This window comes from Protaetiibacter mangrovi (assembly GCF_024752305.1).
GTDB classification, from domain to species: domain Bacteria; phylum Actinomycetota; class Actinomycetes; order Actinomycetales; family Microbacteriaceae; genus Homoserinibacter; species Homoserinibacter mangrovi.
Map to the genome: position 1 here is coordinate 359,954 of NZ_JANTHX010000008.1, position 19,246 is coordinate 379,199.

13 protein-coding genes are annotated in these 19,246 nt (G+C 71.6%); 9 read left to right on the forward strand and 4 right to left on the reverse strand.

Going from position 1 to position 19,246, the window contains the following annotated elements:
- Nucleotides 1-60: 60 nt before the first annotated feature.
- A complete protein-coding gene (locus NUH29_RS13105; RefSeq protein WP_258799661.1) occupies nt 61-999 on the forward strand; it encodes an RHS repeat-associated core domain-containing protein in 939 nt (312 codons plus the stop codon).
- 315 nt (nt 1,000-1,314) lie between these two features.
- Here NUH29_RS13105 and NUH29_RS13110 read toward each other — a convergent pair whose 3' ends face one another.
- Both NUH29_RS13110 and NUH29_RS13115 read right to left on the reverse strand, forming a co-directional pair.
- The gene (locus NUH29_RS13110) at nt 1,315-2,376 is read right to left on the reverse strand and encodes an AI-2E family transporter (protein WP_258799662.1); all 1,062 of its coding nucleotides are present in this window, start codon (nt 2,374-2,376) and stop codon (nt 1,315-1,317) included.
- Between the two features lie 49 nt (nt 2,377-2,425).
- Nucleotides 2,426-4,750, reverse strand: a complete 2,325-nt coding sequence (locus tag NUH29_RS13115; RefSeq protein WP_258799663.1) for a hypothetical protein — start codon at nt 4,748-4,750, stop codon at nt 2,426-2,428.
- Between the two features lie 292 nt (nt 4,751-5,042).
- Between NUH29_RS13115 and NUH29_RS13120 the strand changes: the two genes are divergently transcribed.
- Nucleotides 5,043-6,887 (forward strand): DUF8094 domain-containing protein, encoded by a 1,845-nt coding sequence (locus NUH29_RS13120; protein WP_258799664.1) that lies wholly within the window; start codon nt 5,043-5,045, stop codon nt 6,885-6,887.
- A 5-nt stretch (nt 6,888-6,892) separates the two neighbouring features.
- A complete protein-coding gene (locus tag NUH29_RS13125) occupies nt 6,893-7,810 on the forward strand; it encodes a tetratricopeptide repeat protein (protein WP_258799665.1) in 918 nt (305 codons plus the stop codon).
- 3 nt (nt 7,811-7,813) lie between these two features.
- On the opposite strand, the gene glgB is transcribed toward NUH29_RS13125, so the two are convergent.
- Nucleotides 7,814-9,979, reverse strand: a complete 2,166-nt coding sequence (glgB, locus tag NUH29_RS13130; protein ID WP_308445775.1) for a 1,4-alpha-glucan branching protein GlgB — start codon at nt 9,977-9,979, stop codon at nt 7,814-7,816.
- Between the two features lies 1 nt (nt 9,980).
- The gene (locus NUH29_RS13135) at nt 9,981-11,990 is read right to left on the reverse strand and encodes an alpha-1,4-glucan--maltose-1-phosphate maltosyltransferase (protein ID WP_258799666.1); all 2,010 of its coding nucleotides are present in this window, start codon (nt 11,988-11,990) and stop codon (nt 9,981-9,983) included.
- Between the two features lie 425 nt (nt 11,991-12,415).
- On the opposite strand from NUH29_RS13135, the gene NUH29_RS13140 reads away from it, so the two are divergent.
- From NUH29_RS13140 to glgP, 6 genes are all read left to right on the forward strand, one after another.
- Entirely contained in the window at nt 12,416-13,042 is a 627-nt protein-coding gene (locus tag NUH29_RS13140; RefSeq protein WP_258799667.1) for an alternate-type signal peptide domain-containing protein, read from the forward strand.
- 73 nt (nt 13,043-13,115) lie between these two features.
- A complete protein-coding gene (locus tag NUH29_RS13145; RefSeq protein ID WP_258799668.1) occupies nt 13,116-13,745 on the forward strand; it encodes a hypothetical protein in 630 nt (209 codons plus the stop codon).
- The gene (locus NUH29_RS13150) at nt 13,742-15,163 is read left to right on the forward strand and encodes an RICIN domain-containing protein (protein WP_258799669.1); all 1,422 of its coding nucleotides are present in this window, start codon (nt 13,742-13,744) and stop codon (nt 15,161-15,163) included. The genes NUH29_RS13145 and NUH29_RS13150 overlap by 4 nt, the downstream gene beginning before the upstream one ends.
- Nucleotides 15,157-15,984 carry a hypothetical protein gene (locus NUH29_RS13155; RefSeq protein WP_258799671.1) on the forward strand — a complete coding sequence of 276 codons (828 nt, stop codon included), beginning with the start codon at nt 15,157-15,159 and terminating at the stop codon, nt 15,982-15,984. The genes NUH29_RS13150 and NUH29_RS13155 overlap by 7 nt, the downstream gene beginning before the upstream one ends.
- Complete coding sequence (locus NUH29_RS13160; RefSeq protein ID WP_258799672.1) at nt 15,981-16,628, forward strand: signal peptidase I; 648 nt, start codon at nt 15,981-15,983, stop codon at nt 16,626-16,628. The genes NUH29_RS13155 and NUH29_RS13160 overlap by 4 nt, the downstream gene beginning before the upstream one ends.
- Before the next feature lie 58 nt (nt 16,629-16,686).
- Entirely contained in the window at nt 16,687-19,245 is a 2,559-nt protein-coding gene (glgP, locus tag NUH29_RS13165) for an alpha-glucan family phosphorylase (protein WP_258799673.1), read from the forward strand.
- Nucleotide 19,246: the final 1 nt, after the last annotated feature.

A 19,246-nucleotide genomic window follows, 5' to 3' on the forward strand; every position in this document is an offset into this window, starting at 1 on the left:
CCTCCTCGTCGACGACGGGATGCATCGCGACGTCTACGACCCGAGTTCGGGGTGTTCGGTGTGCGCGAGGCGGCCATGGGTGTCGCTTCGGCGTTCGGGTTCACGGGTGCGTGGACGGATGAGGCGACCAGGCTGGTGTATCTGCGGGCGAGGGACTACGACCCCTCGACCGCCCAGTTTCTGCAGGTGGATCCGGCGGTCGACGACACGCACCAGCCGTACGCGTATGCCTACAACAACCCGTTGCTGTGGACGGATCCGAGTGGTCTCGACGTGTGGGGAGACATCGGTGCGGGCGTCCTGGCGTTCGGTGCCGGGGTGCTGGATGATCTGACGTTCGGGGCGTCGTCGGCGATCCTGGGGGCGATCATCCCGGGTTATGACTGCTTCACGCAGTCGAACCCGTGGTTCGCTGCGGGTCAGATGGTGTCGGCGGTCGTGTCGACGGCGCTGCTGGTGGCGACCGGTGTCGGTGCGGTGATCGCGGCCGCGAAGCTGGTGGCGAAAGTCGGGTTGAAGGTGGCCGCGAGGGCGGCCGCGGCGACGATCAAGACCACCGTGAAGTCCGCCGTCCAGAGCGTGAAATCGCTCGCGGCGTCCGGAGGAAGTCAGCTCTCGGGCGTCGCGCGACGTCTGGTCACTGACGATCGAGGCGAGATCGACCTCGGCGCGATCACTCGGGCGGATAGCGGACAGACTGAAGTCGTGGAGAGGTGGATGTCACGGGCGGAGCTTGAGGCCACGCAGAGTAGCGGGCTTGTGCGAGGGGGCCGCGATGGTAGTCATTTCGTGACTGACAGTGCGAACTCCAGCGCCCAGCGCGCTCGTCTTCGTCTTGCACTCCCGCAGACGCCCGAAGTCCGAGTAAGGATGGAAGTCCCGCAGGGCGCCTTTGGACGACCTCGGTTCGTGCGGCCAGATTTCGGTATGCCGGGAGGCGGAATGGAGAGAACCGCGACCGGACCTGTTCCGTGCAAGATCTTGTGTGTATGGGAGTGACTTGTATGTGGCTATCAGTTGGCGATGAGCTATTGATGACGGTTTCAGATCCGTTTCCGATCGCAGGACACGTTGTACTTGCCCGCGTCGCGGCGACCCACGGGGATTCAGCCCTCGTCAATCTTCAGCCGCCGCTTTCGTATGAGGATCAGGAGTACTCCGCATCAGTTGTGCAGCCGCGACATTCACCGATCGGCGACTCTCCGATCGCCATCAACGGGGTGGGCATAGGCGACTATGCGATTGATTCGAGACTTGACTGGTGGTCATCCGACCAGAGAGTACGGGGGTTCCGGTTCGTCGGTACCGTCGAGCTCACAACTCGTTCTGGCGGGGGATGATGACCTGCTTGACGATGATGAGGATCGACGCGGCGACGGGGATCGCGACGAGGGCGCCGAGGATGCCGAGCAGGGTGCCGCCCGCGAGGGCCGCGATGACGACGACGACGCCCGGCACCTTGACGGCGCGGTTCATGATGTTGGGGCTCAGCACGTAGGCCTCGACCTGCATGTAGACGAGGTACCAGATGCCCACGATGAGCACCGCCGGCCACCCGTCGAACAGCCACACGAGCGCGGTGATGATGACCGATCCGGAGATCGTGCCGACGAGCGGCACGAGCGAGAACAGGAACGCGATGAACGCCAGCAGGGCGGCATACTCGATCGGGTCGCCGAGGATCCAGCCGAGCACGTTCAGGAACAGGAACGTCAGGATGCCGTTGCAGGCGCCGAGCGCCGCCTGGCCGACGACGTAGCGGCCGACCGAGCTCGAGATCTGCTCCGAGATGTCGATGAAGCGCTCGCGGCGGCTCGCGGGCACCAGCTGGTACATGGCGCGCTTGATGCTCGACAGCGATGAGACGAAGTAGAGCATCAGGATGAGCACGATGAGGCCGCCGAAGACGCCGCTCGCGACCGTGAAGACGGTGTTCAGCACGCCCGAGGTGATGTTCTGCAGGTTGTCGGTGAACCACTTCTGCACGTTGGTGACCACGTCGTCGTAGGCGAGCCACGGGATGGTCGCCGACCACCACTCGCGCAGCACGTCCTGCTCGGTGATCGACTCGACGAGCTTCGGCACCTGCGTGATCAGGTTGCCGACCTGGTCGGCGATCACCGGGATGATGGCGAAGATGAAGCCGGCGAACACGCCCAGGATCCCCGCGAGCACGATGACGATCGCGAGGGGCCGGGGGACCTTGTGCTTCTCGAGGAACGACACCGCAGGGTCGACGCCGAGGGCGAGGAAGAGCGCGGCGCCCACGTAGGTGAGGATCGTCGCGAGGTTGCCGATTCCGACGCCCAGCACGATCGCGACGAGCACGCCGAGACCGCCGAACAGTCCCAGTCGGAACGCGTTCTGGATCTTCATCGCCATCCCCTCCGACCCGCCTGCCGCGGGGTCAGGGACAGGCTATCCGTCAGCCCTCGGCCTGAGCGTGCGCGGTGCGGCGCGTGTTCTCGTCGGTCTCGCCGTCCGCCTGCTCGTCGAGCGTCTCCGGCTCGACGGGCGCCTCGAGCTCGGCCGCGGCGGGCGACTCGTCGGCGGGCACCGGGAAGTCGTCGCCCGGCACCGAGAACGCGCCCGCGCCGGCGAGCAGCCCGCGCAGGTTCTCGAAGTAGCCGGCGACCGCCTCGCGCTCGACGCGGATCTTCGCGAGGCGCTCCTCGGCGTCGGCGATGAGCGTCTTCGCCTGCTTCTCGGCATCGGCCACGAGCTTCTTCGCGGTCGCCTCGGCGTCGCGGGTGGTCGCGGTGGCGGCCTCACGGGCGTCGTCGACGATCTTGCGCGCCTCGGCGATGCCGTCCGTCTGCAGCGCGTCGACCTCGGCGCGCTTCTCGGCGGCCCGAGCGGATGCCTCCTGCAGCTGCGTGGTCGCCTCGTCGAGGTACTTCTGGGTGGTGGCCGCGGCCTCCTGGTGCTTGGCCAGGTAGTCCTTCTCGGCCTCGTCGCGGCGGGCGGCCAGCTCCACGTCGAGGTCGGCGCGCGCCTGCTCGGCCTGGGCGGCGAGGCGCGTCGTCAGCTCGTCGGTCTCGTGCGCGACACGGGCGGCGTGCGCCTCCTGCTCGGCGGTGATCTCCGCGCGGATGCGGGCGGCATCCCGCGCGCCGTCGGCGCGCAGCTTGTCGACCTCGGTCGTCGCGGCGTGACGCAGCTGCGCCACCTCCTGCTCGGCCTCGGCGCGGCGGGTGGCGAGCTCGGCCTCGAGCGCCTCGCGACCGGCGGCGAGCTCGGCGGCCCAACCCTCGCGTCCCGCGGTCTCCTCGGTCTCCCAGGCGGCCCGCGCGGTGGCGAGCTCGGTCTCCTGCGCGGTGCGCGACTGGCCGAGCTCGGCGGCGAGCGCCTTGCGGCTCGTGCGCAGCTCCGTCTCGAGCACCTTGCGACCGTTCGCGAGCTCGGCGTCGTGGGTCTCGCGCTCGGCGGTGAGAGCGGTGTCGTGAGCCGCACGGGCGGAGGCGAGCTCCGCCTCCTGCGTCGCCTTCGCCGAGTCGAGGTCGGTCTGCTGCTGCTCGCGGGCGGCGGCCAGCTCGGCGTCGTGCGCGGCGCGAGAGGATGCCAGCTCGGCCGCGAGGGCGGCGCGGGCGGTCGCGAGCTCCTGCTCGAGCTCGGTGCGCGCCGTCGCGGTGTCGCGGGCGATGCCGGCGGCGGTGCTGTCACAGTCGGCGGTGAGCGCCGCGTTCGTCGACTCGACCTCGGCCGCGAGTTGCGCGCGGGTGCGCACGAGCTCGTCGTCCAGCTCGGCGCGCAGGCGCGTGAGCTCGGTCTCGAGGGCGGCCCGACGGTCGGCGATCTCGGTCTCGAGGGCGGCGCGCCGGCTCGTGGTGTCGGTCTCGAGCTGCGCGCGGGCGGTCGCGATCTCGGTGTCGAGGGCGGCGCGCTCGGCGGCGGTGCTCGCCTCCAGCTCGGCGCGCGCCTTGCGGGTGTCGGCCGCGAGGGCCGCGCCGGCGGCCTCGGTGTCGATGCGCAGCGCCTCGCGCGCCTGGGCGGTCTCGCGCTCGAGGTCGGTGCGGCCCTGCTCGAGGTCGTGCTCGAGCTGGGCGCGGCGGCCGGCGTCCTCGGCCTCGAACTCGGCGCGACCCCGCTCGGTGTCGCGGGCGAGCGCGGCTGCCGCGTCGCGCGCCTCGGCGACCTCGCGCTGGGCCACGACCTTGAGCTCGGCGATCTCGCGCTCGGCCTCGGCGCGCTGGGCGGCCACCTCGCGGCGTCCCGCGGCGCGGGTCTCGGCGACCTCGGTCGCGACGGCGCCGCGGATGGCGGCGGCCTCGCGCATCGCCTCCTGCACGGTGGCCTCGGCGTCCGACGACGCGCGGGTCACCACCGCCTCGGCCTCCTCGCGGGCGCCGGTGAGGATGCGGTCGGCCTGCGCCTGCGCGTCCGACACGAGGCGGCCGGCGGTGTCGGCGGCATCCGAGCGGAGCGAATCGACCTCGTGCTGCACGGTCGCGCGCAGCTTCTCGGCGTCGATGTCGGCCTGGGCGATGAGGCGGGTGGACTGCTCCTCCGCGACCCGGAGCGTGTTCTCGAGCTTCGTGCCGAGGCCCGCGTAGGTGGGGCTGCCCACCTCGTCGAGCTCGGCCTGCAGATCCTCGGCGAGGGCCTGGAGGCGCTTGACCTCCTTGAGGGCGTCGGTGCGGTCGCTGTTCGCCTTGATGAGGTCGCGCCGGAGCGTGCCGACCGCCTGGTCGACCTCGTCCTTCTTGTAGCCGCGAAGCTCGGTGGTGAATCCCGCGTCGTCTGCCGCCACGTGCACTCCTCGATCGGGGAAAACGGTCGTTCCGGGTCCGCCGTACCGGCGGAGAACCCTCCCGAGTGTAATCGGCGCGGGGGTCCGACGCCTCCGCGGGGGAGCGCTCCCGGTCAGGGGACTCCCAGGGGGCTTTCGGGGGGCGTCCGGGGTAACCGAGGGGGCGTCCGCTAACCTGGGGTGTCTTTGCCTGCTGCCCCCGTCGACCCCCGACGGCGGAGGTTCTCCGCCCGGATGCCGTGCGGCGGATCGCGCGGAGCCTTCCGCGTGGCAGCTCGAGAGGAGTACATCCGTGCGATTCGTGATCGCGATCGTGCTGTTCGTCGTCGCCGCAGTGTCCATCGGCCTCGGCGTCGCGCAGCGCACCATCCTGCAGGGCCCCGACCACCTCACGGCGTCGATCGCCGCGACCGGCGGCGCCCCCTTCGTCGTCATCGACGGCGCGACCCTCAACGCCAACCCCGGCGCGCAGCTCGTGCAGGTGACCGGATCGGGCACCGACCCGGTCTTCATGGCCTACGGCCGCACCGACGACGTGCACGCCTGGCTCGAGGGCGAGCAGGCGGTCGAGATCTCGTACGACGCGGTCGCGGGTGAGCTCACCACCGCCCCGCTCGCCTCCCAGGACGGCGGCGAGACCGAGCAGCCGACCGCCCCCGCCACGGATGCGGCCACGCCGGCACCGAGCGACGCGGCCGCCGACACGAGCGACGCGGCGACCGACGACGCGGCGACCGACGACACCGCGGCGGAGGGCGTCTCGCCCTCCGGAAGCGACCTGTGGATCCAGGAGTTCGACGGCGAGGGCTCGCTGGTGCGCAAGATCAACGCCCCCGCCGACGTCTCCGTGCTGATCGCGACCGACGGCACCGCCGCCGCGCCCGCCGCCCTCTCCGTCACCTGGCCGCTCGACAACTCGACGCCCTGGTCGGGACCGCTCGTCGTGGGCGGCATCGCCGCCCTGCTGCTCGGCCTCGTCGCCCTCATCTGGGCCCTCGTGCACGCCCGTCGCCGCCACGGCCCGCGCCGCAAGACGCCGAAGATGCCGAAGCCGCCGAAGCCCGCGCAGCTGAAGCCCGCGCCGCGTCGCGACGCGATCACCGCCGGCGAGACCCACGGACGCCGCCGGGCGTTCGCCGCGCTGCCGCTGCTGCTCGTCGGCGCTCTCGCGTTGTCCGCGTGCACGGCCGACGGCGGCGCCGCTCCGACCGCGCAGCCGACGAGCACCGACGCCGCGGTCGCGGCCGTCGACCCGCCCGTCGTCACGAAGCAGCAGTTCACGCGCATCGTGAGCCGGGTCGCCGACGTGGTCGCCCAGGCCGACGAGTCCCGCGACGCCGCCCTCGCCGCGACCCGTCTCGACGGTCCCGCCCTGGGCCTCCGGCAGGCGAACTACACGGCCCGCGGCGTGGACTCCGGTGTCGCCGCGGTCGCCGCGTTCCCCTCGGGCGAGGTGAGCCTGATCCTGCCGCAGCAGCAGCACGACTGGCCCCGCGCGGTCTTCGCCGCGATCGCCGACGCCGACGGCAACGACTACGGCGTCATGTTCGTGCAGGACACCCCCCGCGACCCGTACAAGGTGCACTACATCGCGCGCCTCACCCAGTCGATCCCGGAGGTCGCACCCATCGAGCTGGGCGCCTCCCGCTACCCGACCGACTCGAAGCTGCTGGCCTTCCCGCCGTCGCAGCTGGCGGTCGAATACGGCGACGTGCTCATCAACGGCGACTCCTCGCAGTACGCCGAGCACTTCGACGAGACCGACGACCTGCTGCAGGAGGCCGTCGGGGCCGGATACAAGCAGAAGCGCATCGCCGATCTGCAGAACGCGGTCGTGGGCTACACGAGCAGCCTCGGCGACGACACCCCGATCGCCTTGGCCACGAACGACACCGGCGCGATCGTCGCGGTCGATCTGCGCGAGACCGAGACGGTCAAGCCGGCCGAGACCGGTGCCGCCGTCAGCCCGAAGGGTGCGGTGAAGGCGCTCTCGCAGAAGCAGACGACGACGAAGGGGATCGCCGCCGAGTACGGCATGCAGATCCTGTTCTACGTGCCGCCGGCCACGGCATCCGACCCCCAGGTGCGCATGCTCGGGTTCACACAGGGCCTCATGGCGGCGAGCGAAGTACCGTAGTCGTCGTGACCGATCTGCCCACCGCGAACCTGCGCGGCGCCGTCGACCTGTCCGGACTCGTGCGACGGGCGGCCGAGCCGCCCCGCGGCGACCGACCCGCGGGGGAGGCGGGCGCCTCGGCGATCGTCTTCGACACCTCGGACGCCGAGTTCCAGGGGGTGCTCGAGCTGTCGGCGCGCGTGCCGGTCGTCGTCGAGTTCGTCGCCCCGGGGCTCGCGCCGGCGCTTCCCCCCGTCGTCGAGTCGTACGGCGGGCGCCTGGTGCTCGCGATCGTCGACGGCACGGTGAACCCGCAGCTCGCGCAGGCGTTCCAGGTGCGCGAGGTGCCGACGGTCGCCGCCGTCATCGGCGGACGCCCCGTCAACCTGTTCGTCGGCATCCCCTCGGATGCGGAGGTGCGGCAGGTCTTCGACGAGCTGCTGCAGCTCGCGGCCGAGAACGGCGTGACCGGCACGGTCCCCGTCGGCGACGCGCCGGAAGGCGAGAAGGCGGAGCCCGCCCCCGAGCCGCTGCCGCCGCACCACCAGGAGGCCTTCGACGCGATCTCGGCGGGCGACTACCCCACGGCGATCGCCGAGTACCGCAAGGCCATCGTCGAGAACCCCCGAGACCAGCTCGCCGTCGCCGGACTCGCCCAGGTGTCGCTGCTCGATCGGCTCACGGGCGCCACCGCGGCCGAGATCCGCGATGCCGCCGCCGCGGGTCCGGGCGACGTCGACGCCCAGCTCGCGGTCGCCGACCTCGACGTGAGCGGCGGGCACCTCGACGACGCGTTCGGTCGCCTGCTCGACCTGTTCGCCGGTGCGGCGCCCGCCGAGCGCGAGATCATCCGCACCCGCCTGCTCGACTACTTCGAGATCGCCGGCGGGGAGGATCCGCGCGTCATCGTGGCCCGTGGTCGCCTGGCCTCGTTGCTGTACTGACCCTCAACCGCGCTCGAGATAGAGGGCGGCGAGCGGGGGGAGCGTGAGCTCCACCGAGGCCGGCTGCCCGTGCCAGGGCTCGTCGCCCGCGGTCACGCGCCCGTAGTTGCCGACGCCCGAGCCGCCGAAGCTCGTCGCATCCGAGTTGAGCGCCTCGACCCACTCGCCCGCCGCGGGGAGTCCCACACGGTACGGACCGACGGGGTTGCCGCCGAAGTTGACGATGCACACCAGCTCGCGGCCGTCCCGGGCCCGGCGCACGAACGCGACCACGTTGGCACCCGGGTCGCTCGTGATCCACTGGAAGCCGGCCGGATCGGCGTCGAGCTCCCACAGGGCGGGATGCTCCCGGTAGACCCGGTTGAGCTGCCGCACGAGGTCGGCGAGCCCCTGGTGCACCGGCTGATCGAGGATCCACCAGTCGAGCCCCCGCTGCTCCGACCACTCGGACGGCTGCCCGAACTCCGAGCCCATGAAGAGCAGCTGCTTGCCCGGGTGCGCCCACATGAACGCCAGATACGCGCGCACGTTCGCGAGCTTCTGCCACTGGTCGCCCGGCATCTTCGCCAGCAGCGAGCCCTTGCCGTGCACGACCTCGTCGTGGCTGATCGGCAGCAGGAAGCTCTCGCTGAAGGCGTACAGGAACGAGAAGGTGATGTCGCCGTGGTGATCGCCGCGCCACATCGGGTCCTCGTGCATGTACTGCAGCGAGTCGTGCATCCAGCCCATGTTCCACTTGAGCCCGAAGCCGAGGCCGCCCTCGCTCGTCGGGTGGGTGACCCCGGGGAACGAGGTCGACTCCTCGGCGATCATCACGATGCCCGGGTTGCGCTTGTAGGCGGTCGCGTTGACCTCCTGCAGGAACGAGATCGCCTCGAGGTTCTCGCGTCCGCCGTGGATGTTCGGAACCCACTCCCCGGCCTTGCGGGAGTAGTCGCGGTAGAGCATGCTCGCCACCGCATCCACCCGCAGCCCGTCGATGTGGAACTCCTCGAGCCAGTACAGCGCGTTCGCCACGAGGAAGTTGCGCACCTGGGAGCGCCCGAAGTCGAACACGAGGGTGCCCCAGTCGGGGTGCTCGCCCACGCGAGGGTCCGCATGCTCGTAGAGGGCCTCGCCGTCGAAGCGTGCGAGCGCCCACTCGTCCTTGGGGAAGTGCGCCGGCACCCAGTCCATGATCACGCCGAGCCCCGCCTGGTGCAGCCGGTCGACGAGGTAACGGAAGTCGTCCGGATGCCCGAAGCGGCTGGTCGGGGCGTAGTACCCGGTGACCTGGTATCCCCACGAGCCGCCGAACGGGTGCTCGGCGAGCGGCATGAACTCGACGTGCGTGAAGCCGAGCCCGGTCACGTAGTCGATGAGCTCGTCGGCCGCCTGCCGGTAGGAGAGCCCCGGACGCCACGAGCCGAGATGCAGCTCGTAGACGCTCATCGGGCCCTGGTGCGGGTCGCGTGCCGCGCGGGACGACATCCATCCGGCGTCGCCCCACAGGTACTGCGAGTGCCCCACGACCGAACCGGTGGACGGCGGCACCTCGGTGTAGCGCGCCAGGGGGTCGGCGCGCTTCACCCATTCGCCGGATGGCGTGAGCAGCTCGAACTTGTAGATGCCGCCGGGACCGACGCCCGGGGCGAACAGCTCCCACACCCCGTTGTCGTCGAGGCGGCGCATGGCGTGGCCCGTGCCGTCCCACGAGTTGAAGTCGCCGATCACCCGCACCGCCTGGGCGTGCGGGGCCCACACGACGAAGCCGGTGCCGTCGACGCCCTCGTGCTGCTTCACATGAGCGCCGAAGACGTGCCAGAGCTGCTCGTGGCGCCCCTCGCCCCACAGGAACAGGTCGACCTCGCCGATCGACGGCACGAAGCGGTAGGGGTCGTCGCTCAGCCAGTCGGGCGCGCCCGCATAGGCGGTGCGCACGCGATGCGCCTGCCCGGCGCCCGGAAGGTACCCCTGCCAGAGCCCGCGGTCGAGGTGGGCGAGCGCCACCTCGGTGCCGTCGGCCCGCACCGCGGTCACAGACTCGGCGAGCGGGCGGATCACCCGCACCACCCAGCCGTCGCCGAGGGCGTGCTGGCCGAGCCAGTCGTGGGGACGCGGATGCCGGGCCTCGACGAGGCTCGCGACGAGGCCCGGGTCCAGCGGCGGCAGCGAGGAGCGGGCGGGCATCTCAGCGTCCCTTCTGCGGTTCGACCGCGAGGATGTGCACGGGCTCCGTGAACGCGTCGAGCCGCACGTAGTCGGCATCCGTCCACGTCCAGCGGGCACCGGTGACCAGATCCCGCACCCCGAAGGTGTCGCCCGGCCGCATGCCGATCGCCTCGAGGTCGAGGTAGACGGTGGTCTCGCGCACCGAGTGCGGGTCGACGTTCGCCACCACCAGGATCGTGTCGGGCCGGCCGGTGGCGGTGAACTCCCCGGCCAGGTGCTTCGAGTAGACGAGGATCGCGTCGTCGTCCGACCAGTGGATGCGGAGGTTGCGCAGCTGGGTGAGCGCCGGGTGCTCGTGGCGGATGCGGTTGAGCATCGTCAGGTACGGCGCGAGGCTCTGCCCCGACGCCTCGGCGGCGGCCCAGTCGCGGTGCTTGTACTCGTACTTCTCGTTGTCGATGTTCTCTTCCGAGCCCGGCCGGGCGACATCCTCGAACAGCTCGTAGCCGGCGTAGACGCCCCAGCTCGGCGACCCGGTGGCGGCGATCGCGGCACGCACCTTGTAGGCGGCGCGGCCGCCGAACTGCAGGTACTCGGTGAGGATGTCGGGGGTGTTCACGAACAGGTTCGGCCGCAGGTAGTCGGCCGACTCGCCCGCGATCCCCGACAGGAACTCCTCGAGCTCCTCCTTGGTGTTGCGCCAGGTGAAGTAGCTGTACGACTGGTGGAAGCCGGCGCCCGCGAGCGAGTGCAGCATCGCGGGACGGGTGAACGCCTCGGCGAGGAACACCACCTCCGGGTGCTGGTCGGCGACCTCGCCGAGCAGCCACTCCCAGAAGTCGAGCGGCTTGGTGTGCGGGTTGTCGACGCGGAAGATGCGCACGCCGCGCGAGATCCACAGCTCCACGATCCGCAGCACCTCGGCGCGGATGCCCTCCGGGTCGCGGTCGAAGTTGATCGGGAAGATGTCCTGGTACTTCTTCGGCGGGTTCTCCGCGTACGCGATGGAGCCGTCCGGTCGCTGGGTGAACCACTCGGGGTGCTCGGCGACCCAGGGATGGTCGGGGGAGGCCTGCAGCGCGAGGTCGAGCGCCACCTCGAGCCCGTTCGCCTCCGCCTGCCGCACGAAGTGGCGGAAGTCGGCGAGCGTGCCGAGGTCGGGGTGGATGGCGTCGTGCCCGCCCTCGGCCGACCCGATGGCCCACGGGCTGCCCGGGTCGTGCGGTCCCGCGACCGTGGAGTTGTTGGGGCCCTTGCGATGGCTCGAGCCGATGGGGTGGATGGGCGGCAGGTAGACGACGTCGAAGCCCATCGCGGCGACGCCCGGCAGGCGCTTCGCGGCGGTGCGGAAGGTGCCCGACTTCCAGGTGCCGTCCTTGAGACGGCGGGCGCCCTCCGAGCGGGGGAAGAACTCGTACCAGGCGCCCACCGCGGCGCGCGCGGTCTCGACGACGAGCTCGACGCTCTCGGACACGGTCACGAGCGAGCGCACGGGGTGCCGGTGCAGCTGAGCGGCCAGCCGGCGGTCCGCGGCGACCTTGAGGCGGTCTGCGGGGGCGGCGGTTGCGTCGAGGAGCGCGGTGCGCGCATCCGTCGCGATCTTGCCGGGAACACGTTCGAGCAGCTCGGCGCCCATCGCGAACACGAGCTCGGGGTCGTCGCCCGCGCCGATCTTGACCGGGGCGACGTGCAGCCAGCTCGCCCAGTCGTCGGCGAAGCCGCGCACCCGCCAGGTGTAGTCGCCGGTCTCGGGCAGCCGGAGGTCGGCCCGCCAGCGGTCGGTGCCCGCGCCGACGAGCCGCATGGCGTGCACGGTCTCGGCTCCGTGCGGGTCGGTGAGCAGCAGCTCGGCGCCGATCACGCCGTGACCCTCCCGGAAGACGGTCGCCTCGAACGGCACGACCTCGCCCAGGTAGCTCTTCGCGGGCCATCGGCCCTCGGGCTGCCGGGGGCTCAGATGCCGGATCGGGATGCGCCCGATCCGGGCCCACCGCACCGGTGCGGCGTCGGATGTGGGATCGGAGGGCACGTTTCGACCGTACCGCCTCCGGGGTGGCGTGCGGATGAGCGATCGGGGTACAAGGGTGCCCGTAGAACGGGAGGTCTGTCCGCCGTGGCACCCATCCGCGGGTGGAACGCCACCCACTGTACCCCGGAATCCACCCTGAACGTCACCTGTGTAAGTGACCAGAATGGACTGAAATGCCTGGTCAGAAGGCTATTGGCGTCGAAAGTGGGAGCGCTCCCACGCCCCCCGCAGTGGGGCGGCCTCGTCCCCTTTGTCCGCCTTATGGAGGACCGTAGATTGAGTGCAGTGGGGGATAGACAACATGACCCGCTCCACGACGGCCTGCGCAGGGCGCCGACCGGAACACAACCCGACGACATGACGTGCCTCCGGCGCGCCCTGCGTCATGCGCAACCCGACATCCACCCCGAAAGGCACAACCCGAAATGAACAAGAACATCAAGGCGTCGATCGCCATCGCGGCAGGCGTGATCCTGCTCATGGGCGGCGCCGGTTCGCTCGCCTACTGGAACGACTCGGTCAACGTCGGCCCCGCGTCCGGGAGCAACTCGATCAGCGCGGGCACCCTCTCGGTCGCCGCGGTGAACGCCGGCACCTGGACCAAGGCGTTCTACAACGCCAGCAACACCCAGGTCGTCGCCCCCGCCACCGTCTCGCCCCTCTCGGGCGTGTCGATCGTGCCGGGCAACCGACTCGTCTACACCCAGACGTTCAACATCACCGCCACCGGCCAGGACCTGTGGTTCACGATCGGCACCACCAACGGCGCCGTCTCGGGCACCACCGCCAGCGCCGCCGACACCGCGCTCGCGCTCGCGATCAACAACTCGACCAACAGCTCGATCTCGGTCGGCAGCGTGACCGGCGGCAACGTCGTGGCCGCCACCACGCCGGGCGTCTACAAGGTGAACTCGAGCGCCGGCCCGTCGACCATCACGGTCACCTGGACGGTCGACTTCCCGTTCGGCGCCTCGGCGTCCAACACCAGCAAGCTGGGCTCCGTCTCGCTGAGCCAGGGTGCCATCACCCTGACCCAGGTCGCGGCCCCGTAAGACGGTCGGTCCGGGGACCCCACCCTGCCGGATCCCCGGACCGCCATCCCTCCCCCCGAACGACGACGCTGAGATGACGAGAACGATGAACCCGAACCGGAGAGCACGCGGCCGCTACCGCGCCGCCCCGGGCGTCGTCTCGTCCTCTCGGCGTCGTCCCCGTCTGCGCCTGCGGTTGCCGGGCATCCGCACCCTGCTCGGTGCGACCGCCGCGCTCTCGATCGGCGTCGGTGGCGCGGTCGTCGCGGCGGGCGGCAGCTACGCCTACCTCAACGCGACCGTCGCCGTCGGCGACGGCGGCAGCATCGCCTCGGGCACCGCCGCCCTCACGCTCACCCGGGGAGCCGGCGCCGCGACCTCGGCGCTCACCATCCCCGCCGCCGTGTACGCCGGCATGCTGCCGGGCGACATCGTGAACCAGAGCATCACCCTCACCAACGCGGGCAACACGACCCTGCTCGTCACGGCATCCGCCACCTCGGACGGCGCCTGGGACACCCGCGTCGCCTCCGGAGCGTGCCCCGCGACCCAGCTCGGCACCACCGCGCTCGGCACCACCCCGGTCTCCTACGCCACCCTCGCCGCGGCCGGCACCTCGACCGTGTGCCTGCAGGTCGTGCTGCCCGCATCCGCGCCGGCGGCGACCATGAACACCTCGATCACCTACACCGTGACCTTCGACGGGACGCAGGTGGCCTCATGAGGATCGGACGGATCGGGCGCGGGGCGAGGATCTCCCTCGTCGCCGGCATCGCCGCCTTCAGCGTGCTCGCCGGAACCGGCGCCGGATGGGCGTACTGGAGCGCCCAGGCGAGCTCCACGACCACCCTCGCCGCCGCGAACCTCACCGTCACCAGCAGCGGCTTCGCCGCGAGCACGCTCGGCAACGAGAACGTGACCGCGGCGGGCGCCTCCTCGCTCTCCACCACGGGCAGCATCACCCTCACCAACTCCACCGTCACCTCGAGCACGCAGATCCAGACGCTCAGCGTGACCTTCTCGCGCGCGTCGGGCGACACCACCCTCGCCGGCGCGACCACGCTGACGGTCTGGCCGGTCGCCTCGGCGGCGAACTGCACCGCGACCGCCATCCCCACCGGGGCCACCTCGGCGAGCTGGTCGGCCGGCGTCACGGTGTCGACACCGCTGGCGGCGGGCAACTCGGCGATCTACTGCCTGCGCAACACGGTGGCGGATCGGCAGAGCATCTCCGCGGCGAGCGGAACCCGCAGCTTCACCCCGCAGGCCGCGGCGACCCTCACGGTGGGCAACTTCACCGGTACGGCGACGCCGACGAGCACCGTGCAGAGCCAGTACATCTACCCCCTGCAGCAGATCTCGGCCGGCTACTGGTGGTACGTCACCCTCGCGTCGACCACCTGGTGCTGGGACGTCAGCGGCCAGGCCACCACGAGCGGTTCGCAGCTCATCTCGTTCGCCTGCAAGAACGGCACCGACGCCAACCAGGACTTCCGCTACGTCGACGGCGACGGAGACGGCTACGGCAACTTCCAGCCCCGCCACGCGACGAACCTGCGGGTCGCCGCGGCGAACTCCACGACGTCCGGATCGGCCGTCGACATGCGCACCGCGGACGACGCATCCGCCCTGCAGCAGTGGCAGCCGCAGCTCGTGAGCGGCAGCGGGGCGTCGGGCACCTATCAGTTCGTCAACAAGTACTCGGGGCTGTGTCTCACGATGCCGGCGACGAGCACGGGTGCGGCCACGCAGACCACATGCGCGGGCAGCTCCTCCCAGCGGTTCACCTTCACCCAGCGGTCGGCCGTGCAGCTGACCAGCCTGAGCTGCACCAGCACGGGCAGCGGCAACGGTCGCACCGCGACGTACAGCTGGACCTCCGACTGGGCGGGCGGCGGCTACACCGTGCAGGCCCAGCAGACCTCGACGAGCGCCTGGCAGACCATCGCGAGCGCGAGCGGCGCCGGCGCCACCTCGGCGGGCGTCCCCGCGCCGATCGGAACCCCGCTCACGAGCTGGGGATCGGGCACCTACAACGTGCGGATCCTCAACGTCGACGGTGCCGTCGTCGGCACGGACACCATCACCGTGAGCGCCCAGTACGCCTTCATCTTCTTCCAGTACTACTACGCGGGGTGCTGACGGTGCGGCGGCCGGGACTCCTCGCCGGGGCCATCGCGGTTCCGCTCGCCCTCGTCGGCATCCTCACCGCCTCGCCGGCGGGTGCCGCGAGCGATCCGATCGGCCTGTCCTCCGACGGAGTGAGCTTCTCCGCCGGATATCCGGGCCAACTGTTCGGCGGGGTCGCCGTCGTGCCGGGGGGCACCGCGACCCGCTCCTTCTGGGTCAAGAACCAGGAGGCGTCGGCGGGCAACCTCGCGGTCGCCATCCGCGACGTCGGCGGCGACGACGGCGTCTTCATCTCCGCGCTCTCCGTGACCGCCGAGGCGGGCGTCATGACGGGGCCCACCGTCGGCTTCGAGGACGTCGACCCCTGCACCCAGATCCTCGGCGGCGTGCAGCTCGCCCCCGGTTCCGTCGTGCGCGTCGACGTCTCGCTCAGCCTCGCCGGCACCCTGAGCGGTCTCGAGGCGCAGGCCGCGATCGGCGCGTTCGACCTCGTGGTCGTGCTGCGCAGCGCCGAGGTGGCGGCGCCCGATCCGTGCGCGGCCCAGCCCGTGGAAGCGCCCCCGGCACCTCCCGCGGGAGGGCCGACGACCCCGACCCCCGAGTTCACCGACAGCGAGACCGTGCCCGGATCCGGCGGAGCGGTCGCCGATCCGGCGCCCACGCCCACCCCGTCGCCGCTGCCGGACACCGGCGACGAGACCACCGACCCGACGGCGTGGAACACCGCCCGCCTCTACCAGGAGTACTTCGTCGCCGGGTGGCTGCTGGCCTTCGTTCTGGGGGGCGGCTACGCCTGGTTCCGTGGACGCCGACGTGAAAGGATCCCCGAATGAGCGAGCGGCGTGCGGCTCGGGACGCGCAGAAGAAGGACCACGGCCTCCTCTACTACATCGGGGTCGGGCTCAGCTGGGGCGTGCTCGCGCTCGTCGCGCTGATCGCCGCCCTCGTCGTGGTCGTTCCGGCCGTCGCGCAGGCGACGCCGTACACGATCCTCACGAGCTCGATGGAGCCGAACTACCCGCCCGGCACCCTGGTGATCGTCAAGCCGATCGCGACCGACGACATCCGGATCGGCACCGTCATCACCTACCAGCTCGAGTCGGGCGAGCCCGAGGTCGTGACCCACCGGGTCGTGCAGATCGTGCAGCCGAACCTGCCGGGTGGCGAGAAGAGCTTCGTCACCAAGGGCGACGCCAACAGCCAGGCCGACCCGAACCCCGTCAAGCCCGTGCAGATCCGCGGCGCCGTCTGGTACGCGGTGCCGTGGATCGGATGGGTCAACAACCTGGTCAACGGCGACATGCGCTCGATCATCATCCCCGTGGTCGCCGGGTTCCTCTTCCTCTACGGCGGGTGGCTCATCGTCTCGAACCGCCTCGAGAAGCGGAAGAAGCGCCGCACGGAGGAGCTGGCGGCGCAGGAGGCGGCAGGCCAGGAGGAGCTCGCCCGCTACGCGCCGCCCGGCCCCTCGGCCTGAGCGGCGCCCGTCGCCGCCACGACATCGGGCCGTAACCCGGTGACCCTAGGCTGACGTCGTGAAGGCCATCCGTCGGTTCACCGTCCGCACCGTGCTCCCCGACGTGCTCGCGCCGCTCGAGGAGCTCGCCGCGAACCTGCGCTGGTCGTGGCATCAGCCGACGCTCGAACTGTTCCGCGACATCGCGCCCGAGCTGTGGGACGAGCTCGGCAAGGATCCGTACGGGCTGCTCGGCGAGGTGCAGCCCGCCCGACTCGCCGAGCTCGCGGCCGACGAGGCGTTCGTCGGTCGCGCGGTCGCGCTGCGCGACGAGCTGCGCGCCTACCTCGGCGCACCGCGCTGGTACCAGGGGCTCGGATCCCACGCACCGGCCACCGTCGCCTACTTCTCGCCCGAGTTCGGCATCGCGGATGCGCTCCCGCAGTACTCGGGCGGCCTCGGCATCCTGGCGGGCGACCACCTGAAGGCCGCGTCGGATCTCGGCGTGCCGATCGTCGGCGTCGGACTGTTCTACCGCGCCGGCTACTTCCGCCAGGCCATCTCGCGGGAGGGCTGGCAGCTCGAGAGCTACCCGGTGCTCGACCCCGACGGACTGCCGATGAGCGTGCTGCGCGCCCCCGACGGCACCGCCGCCCAGGTCGTGCTCGCCCTGCCCGACGGCAAGGCGCTCACCGCGCGGATCTGGCTGCTTGCGGTCGGCCGGGTGCCGTTGCTGCTGCTCGACACGGACGTGCCCGAGAACCCCGAGGAGCTGCGCTCGGTCACCGATCGCCTGTACGGCGGGGGCGGGGAGCATCGGCTGCTGCAGGAGCTGCTGCTCGGCATCGGGGGAGCGCGCGCGGTGGGGATCTACGCCCGGCTGGCGGGCATCCCCGAGCCCACCGTCTTCCACACCAACGAGGGCCACGCCGGCTTCCTCGGCCTCGAGCGCATCCGCGAGCTCGTCGGCGACGGCCTCTCGTTCGCCGAAGCGCTCGAGGTGGTGCGCGCGGGCACCGTGTTCACCACCCATACACCGGTGCCGGCGGGCATCGACCGCTTCGAGGCGCCGCTCGTCGAGCGCTACTTCTCGACCGAGCTGCTGCCCGGGGTCGACGCGGCCGACGTGCTCGCCCTCGGCGCCGAGGACTACGAAGGCGGTGCGGCCGACACGTTCAACATGGCCGTGATGGGCCTGCGCCTCGCACAGCGCGCCAACGGCGTCTCGCTGCTGCACGGCGCCGTCAGCCGACAGATGTTCGGCGCACTCTGGCCCGGGTTCGACAGCGAGGAGGTGCCGATCACCTCGATCACCAACGGCGTGCACCCGGCCACCTGGACCGATCCGCGGGTGCGCGCGCTCGCCGCCTCGAAGCTCGGCACCGACGATGCGACCGCGTGCGACTGGACCACCGACGCGGTGACCGACGCCGAGCTGTGGCGGCTGCGGGGCGAGCTGCGCGCCCAGCTCGTGGCCGATGCCCGGCGCCGGATGGCGGCCGCCTGGGAGGAGCAGAACCCCGGGGTGCCCGCACCGCCCTGGTACCGCGAGCTGTTGTCGCCCGAGGTGCTGACGATCGGCTTCGCCCGCCGCGTGCCCACCTACAAGCGGCTCACCCTCATGCTGCAGGACCCGGACCGCCTGCGCGCCCTGCTCACCGACCCCGACCGCCCGGTGCAGCTGGTCGTCGCGGGCAAGTCCCACCCGGCCGACGACGGCGGCAAGCGGCTCATCCAGCTGCTCGTCGAGTTCTCGCAGGACCCCGAGGTGCGCGGGCGCATCGTGTTCCTGCCCGACTACGACATCGGCATGGCCCAGACGCTCTACCCAGGCTGCGACGTGTGGCTCAACAACCCCCTGCGCCCCCTCGAGGCCTGCGGCACCTCGGGCATGAAGGCGGCCCTCAACGGATCGCTCAACCTCTCGATCCTCGACGGATGGTGGAGCGAGTTCCACGACGAGCACAACGGCTGGGCGATCCCGTCGGCGGACTCCGCGGGCGACGCGGCCGAGCGCGACGCGCTCGAGGCCGCCGCGATGTACGACCTGATCGAGCACCAGATCGCCCCCCGCTTCTACGACCGCGGGGCGGACGGCGTGCCCGCCGCCTGGGTCGCCGACATCCGTCACACGCTCGCGACCCTGTCGCCGGCGCTCTCGGCCGAGCGCATGGTGCGCGAGTACGTCGAGCGCCTGTACCTGCCGGCCGCCGCATCCGAGACCGCGATCACGAGCGGCGACTACTCGGCGGCGCGGGAGCTGGCCGCCTGGGTGGCCCGCGTGCGGGGCGCCTGGCCGGAGGTGCACGTGGCGCACGTCGAGTCGGGCGGCGTGGACGCGTCACCCCACGTCGGCGAGGAGCTGCGGGTGCGCGCCTTCGTCGAACTCGGCGACCTCGGCCCCGACGACGTCGCGGTCGAGCTCGTGCACGGTCGTCCGCGGGCGGGGGAGGAGCTGGGCGACGCCCACGTCGTGCCCCTCGAGCTCGAGAGCCACGACCTCGGCAAGCCCGCGGTCTACACCGGCTCGCTACGGTTCGAGCGCGCGGGCGCCTTCGGCTACACCGTGCGCGTCGTGCCGCGGAACGCGCTGTTCGCCTCCGACGCGGAGCTCGGCCTGGTCGCCCTCGCGGGGTAGC

What these genes read in the sequence shown, in the direction of transcription:
- NUH29_RS13160 (WP_258799672.1), top strand. Translation starts at nt 15,981, where the DNA reads ATGAGCGAGCGGCGTGCGGCTCGGGACGCGCAGAAGAAGGACCACGGC.
- glgB (WP_308445775.1), bottom strand. Translation starts at nt 9,979, where the DNA reads ATGCCCGCCCGCTCCTCGCTGCCGCCGCTGGACCCGGGCCTCGTCGCG.
- NUH29_RS13145 (WP_258799668.1), top strand. Translation starts at nt 13,116, where the DNA reads ATGACGAGAACGATGAACCCGAACCGGAGAGCACGCGGCCGCTACCGC.
- NUH29_RS13140 (WP_258799667.1), top strand. Translation starts at nt 12,416, where the DNA reads ATGAACAAGAACATCAAGGCGTCGATCGCCATCGCGGCAGGCGTGATC.
- NUH29_RS13110 (WP_258799662.1), bottom strand. Translation starts at nt 2,376, where the DNA reads ATGAAGATCCAGAACGCGTTCCGACTGGGACTGTTCGGCGGTCTCGGC.
- NUH29_RS13150 (WP_258799669.1), top strand. Translation starts at nt 13,742, where the DNA reads ATGAGGATCGGACGGATCGGGCGCGGGGCGAGGATCTCCCTCGTCGCC.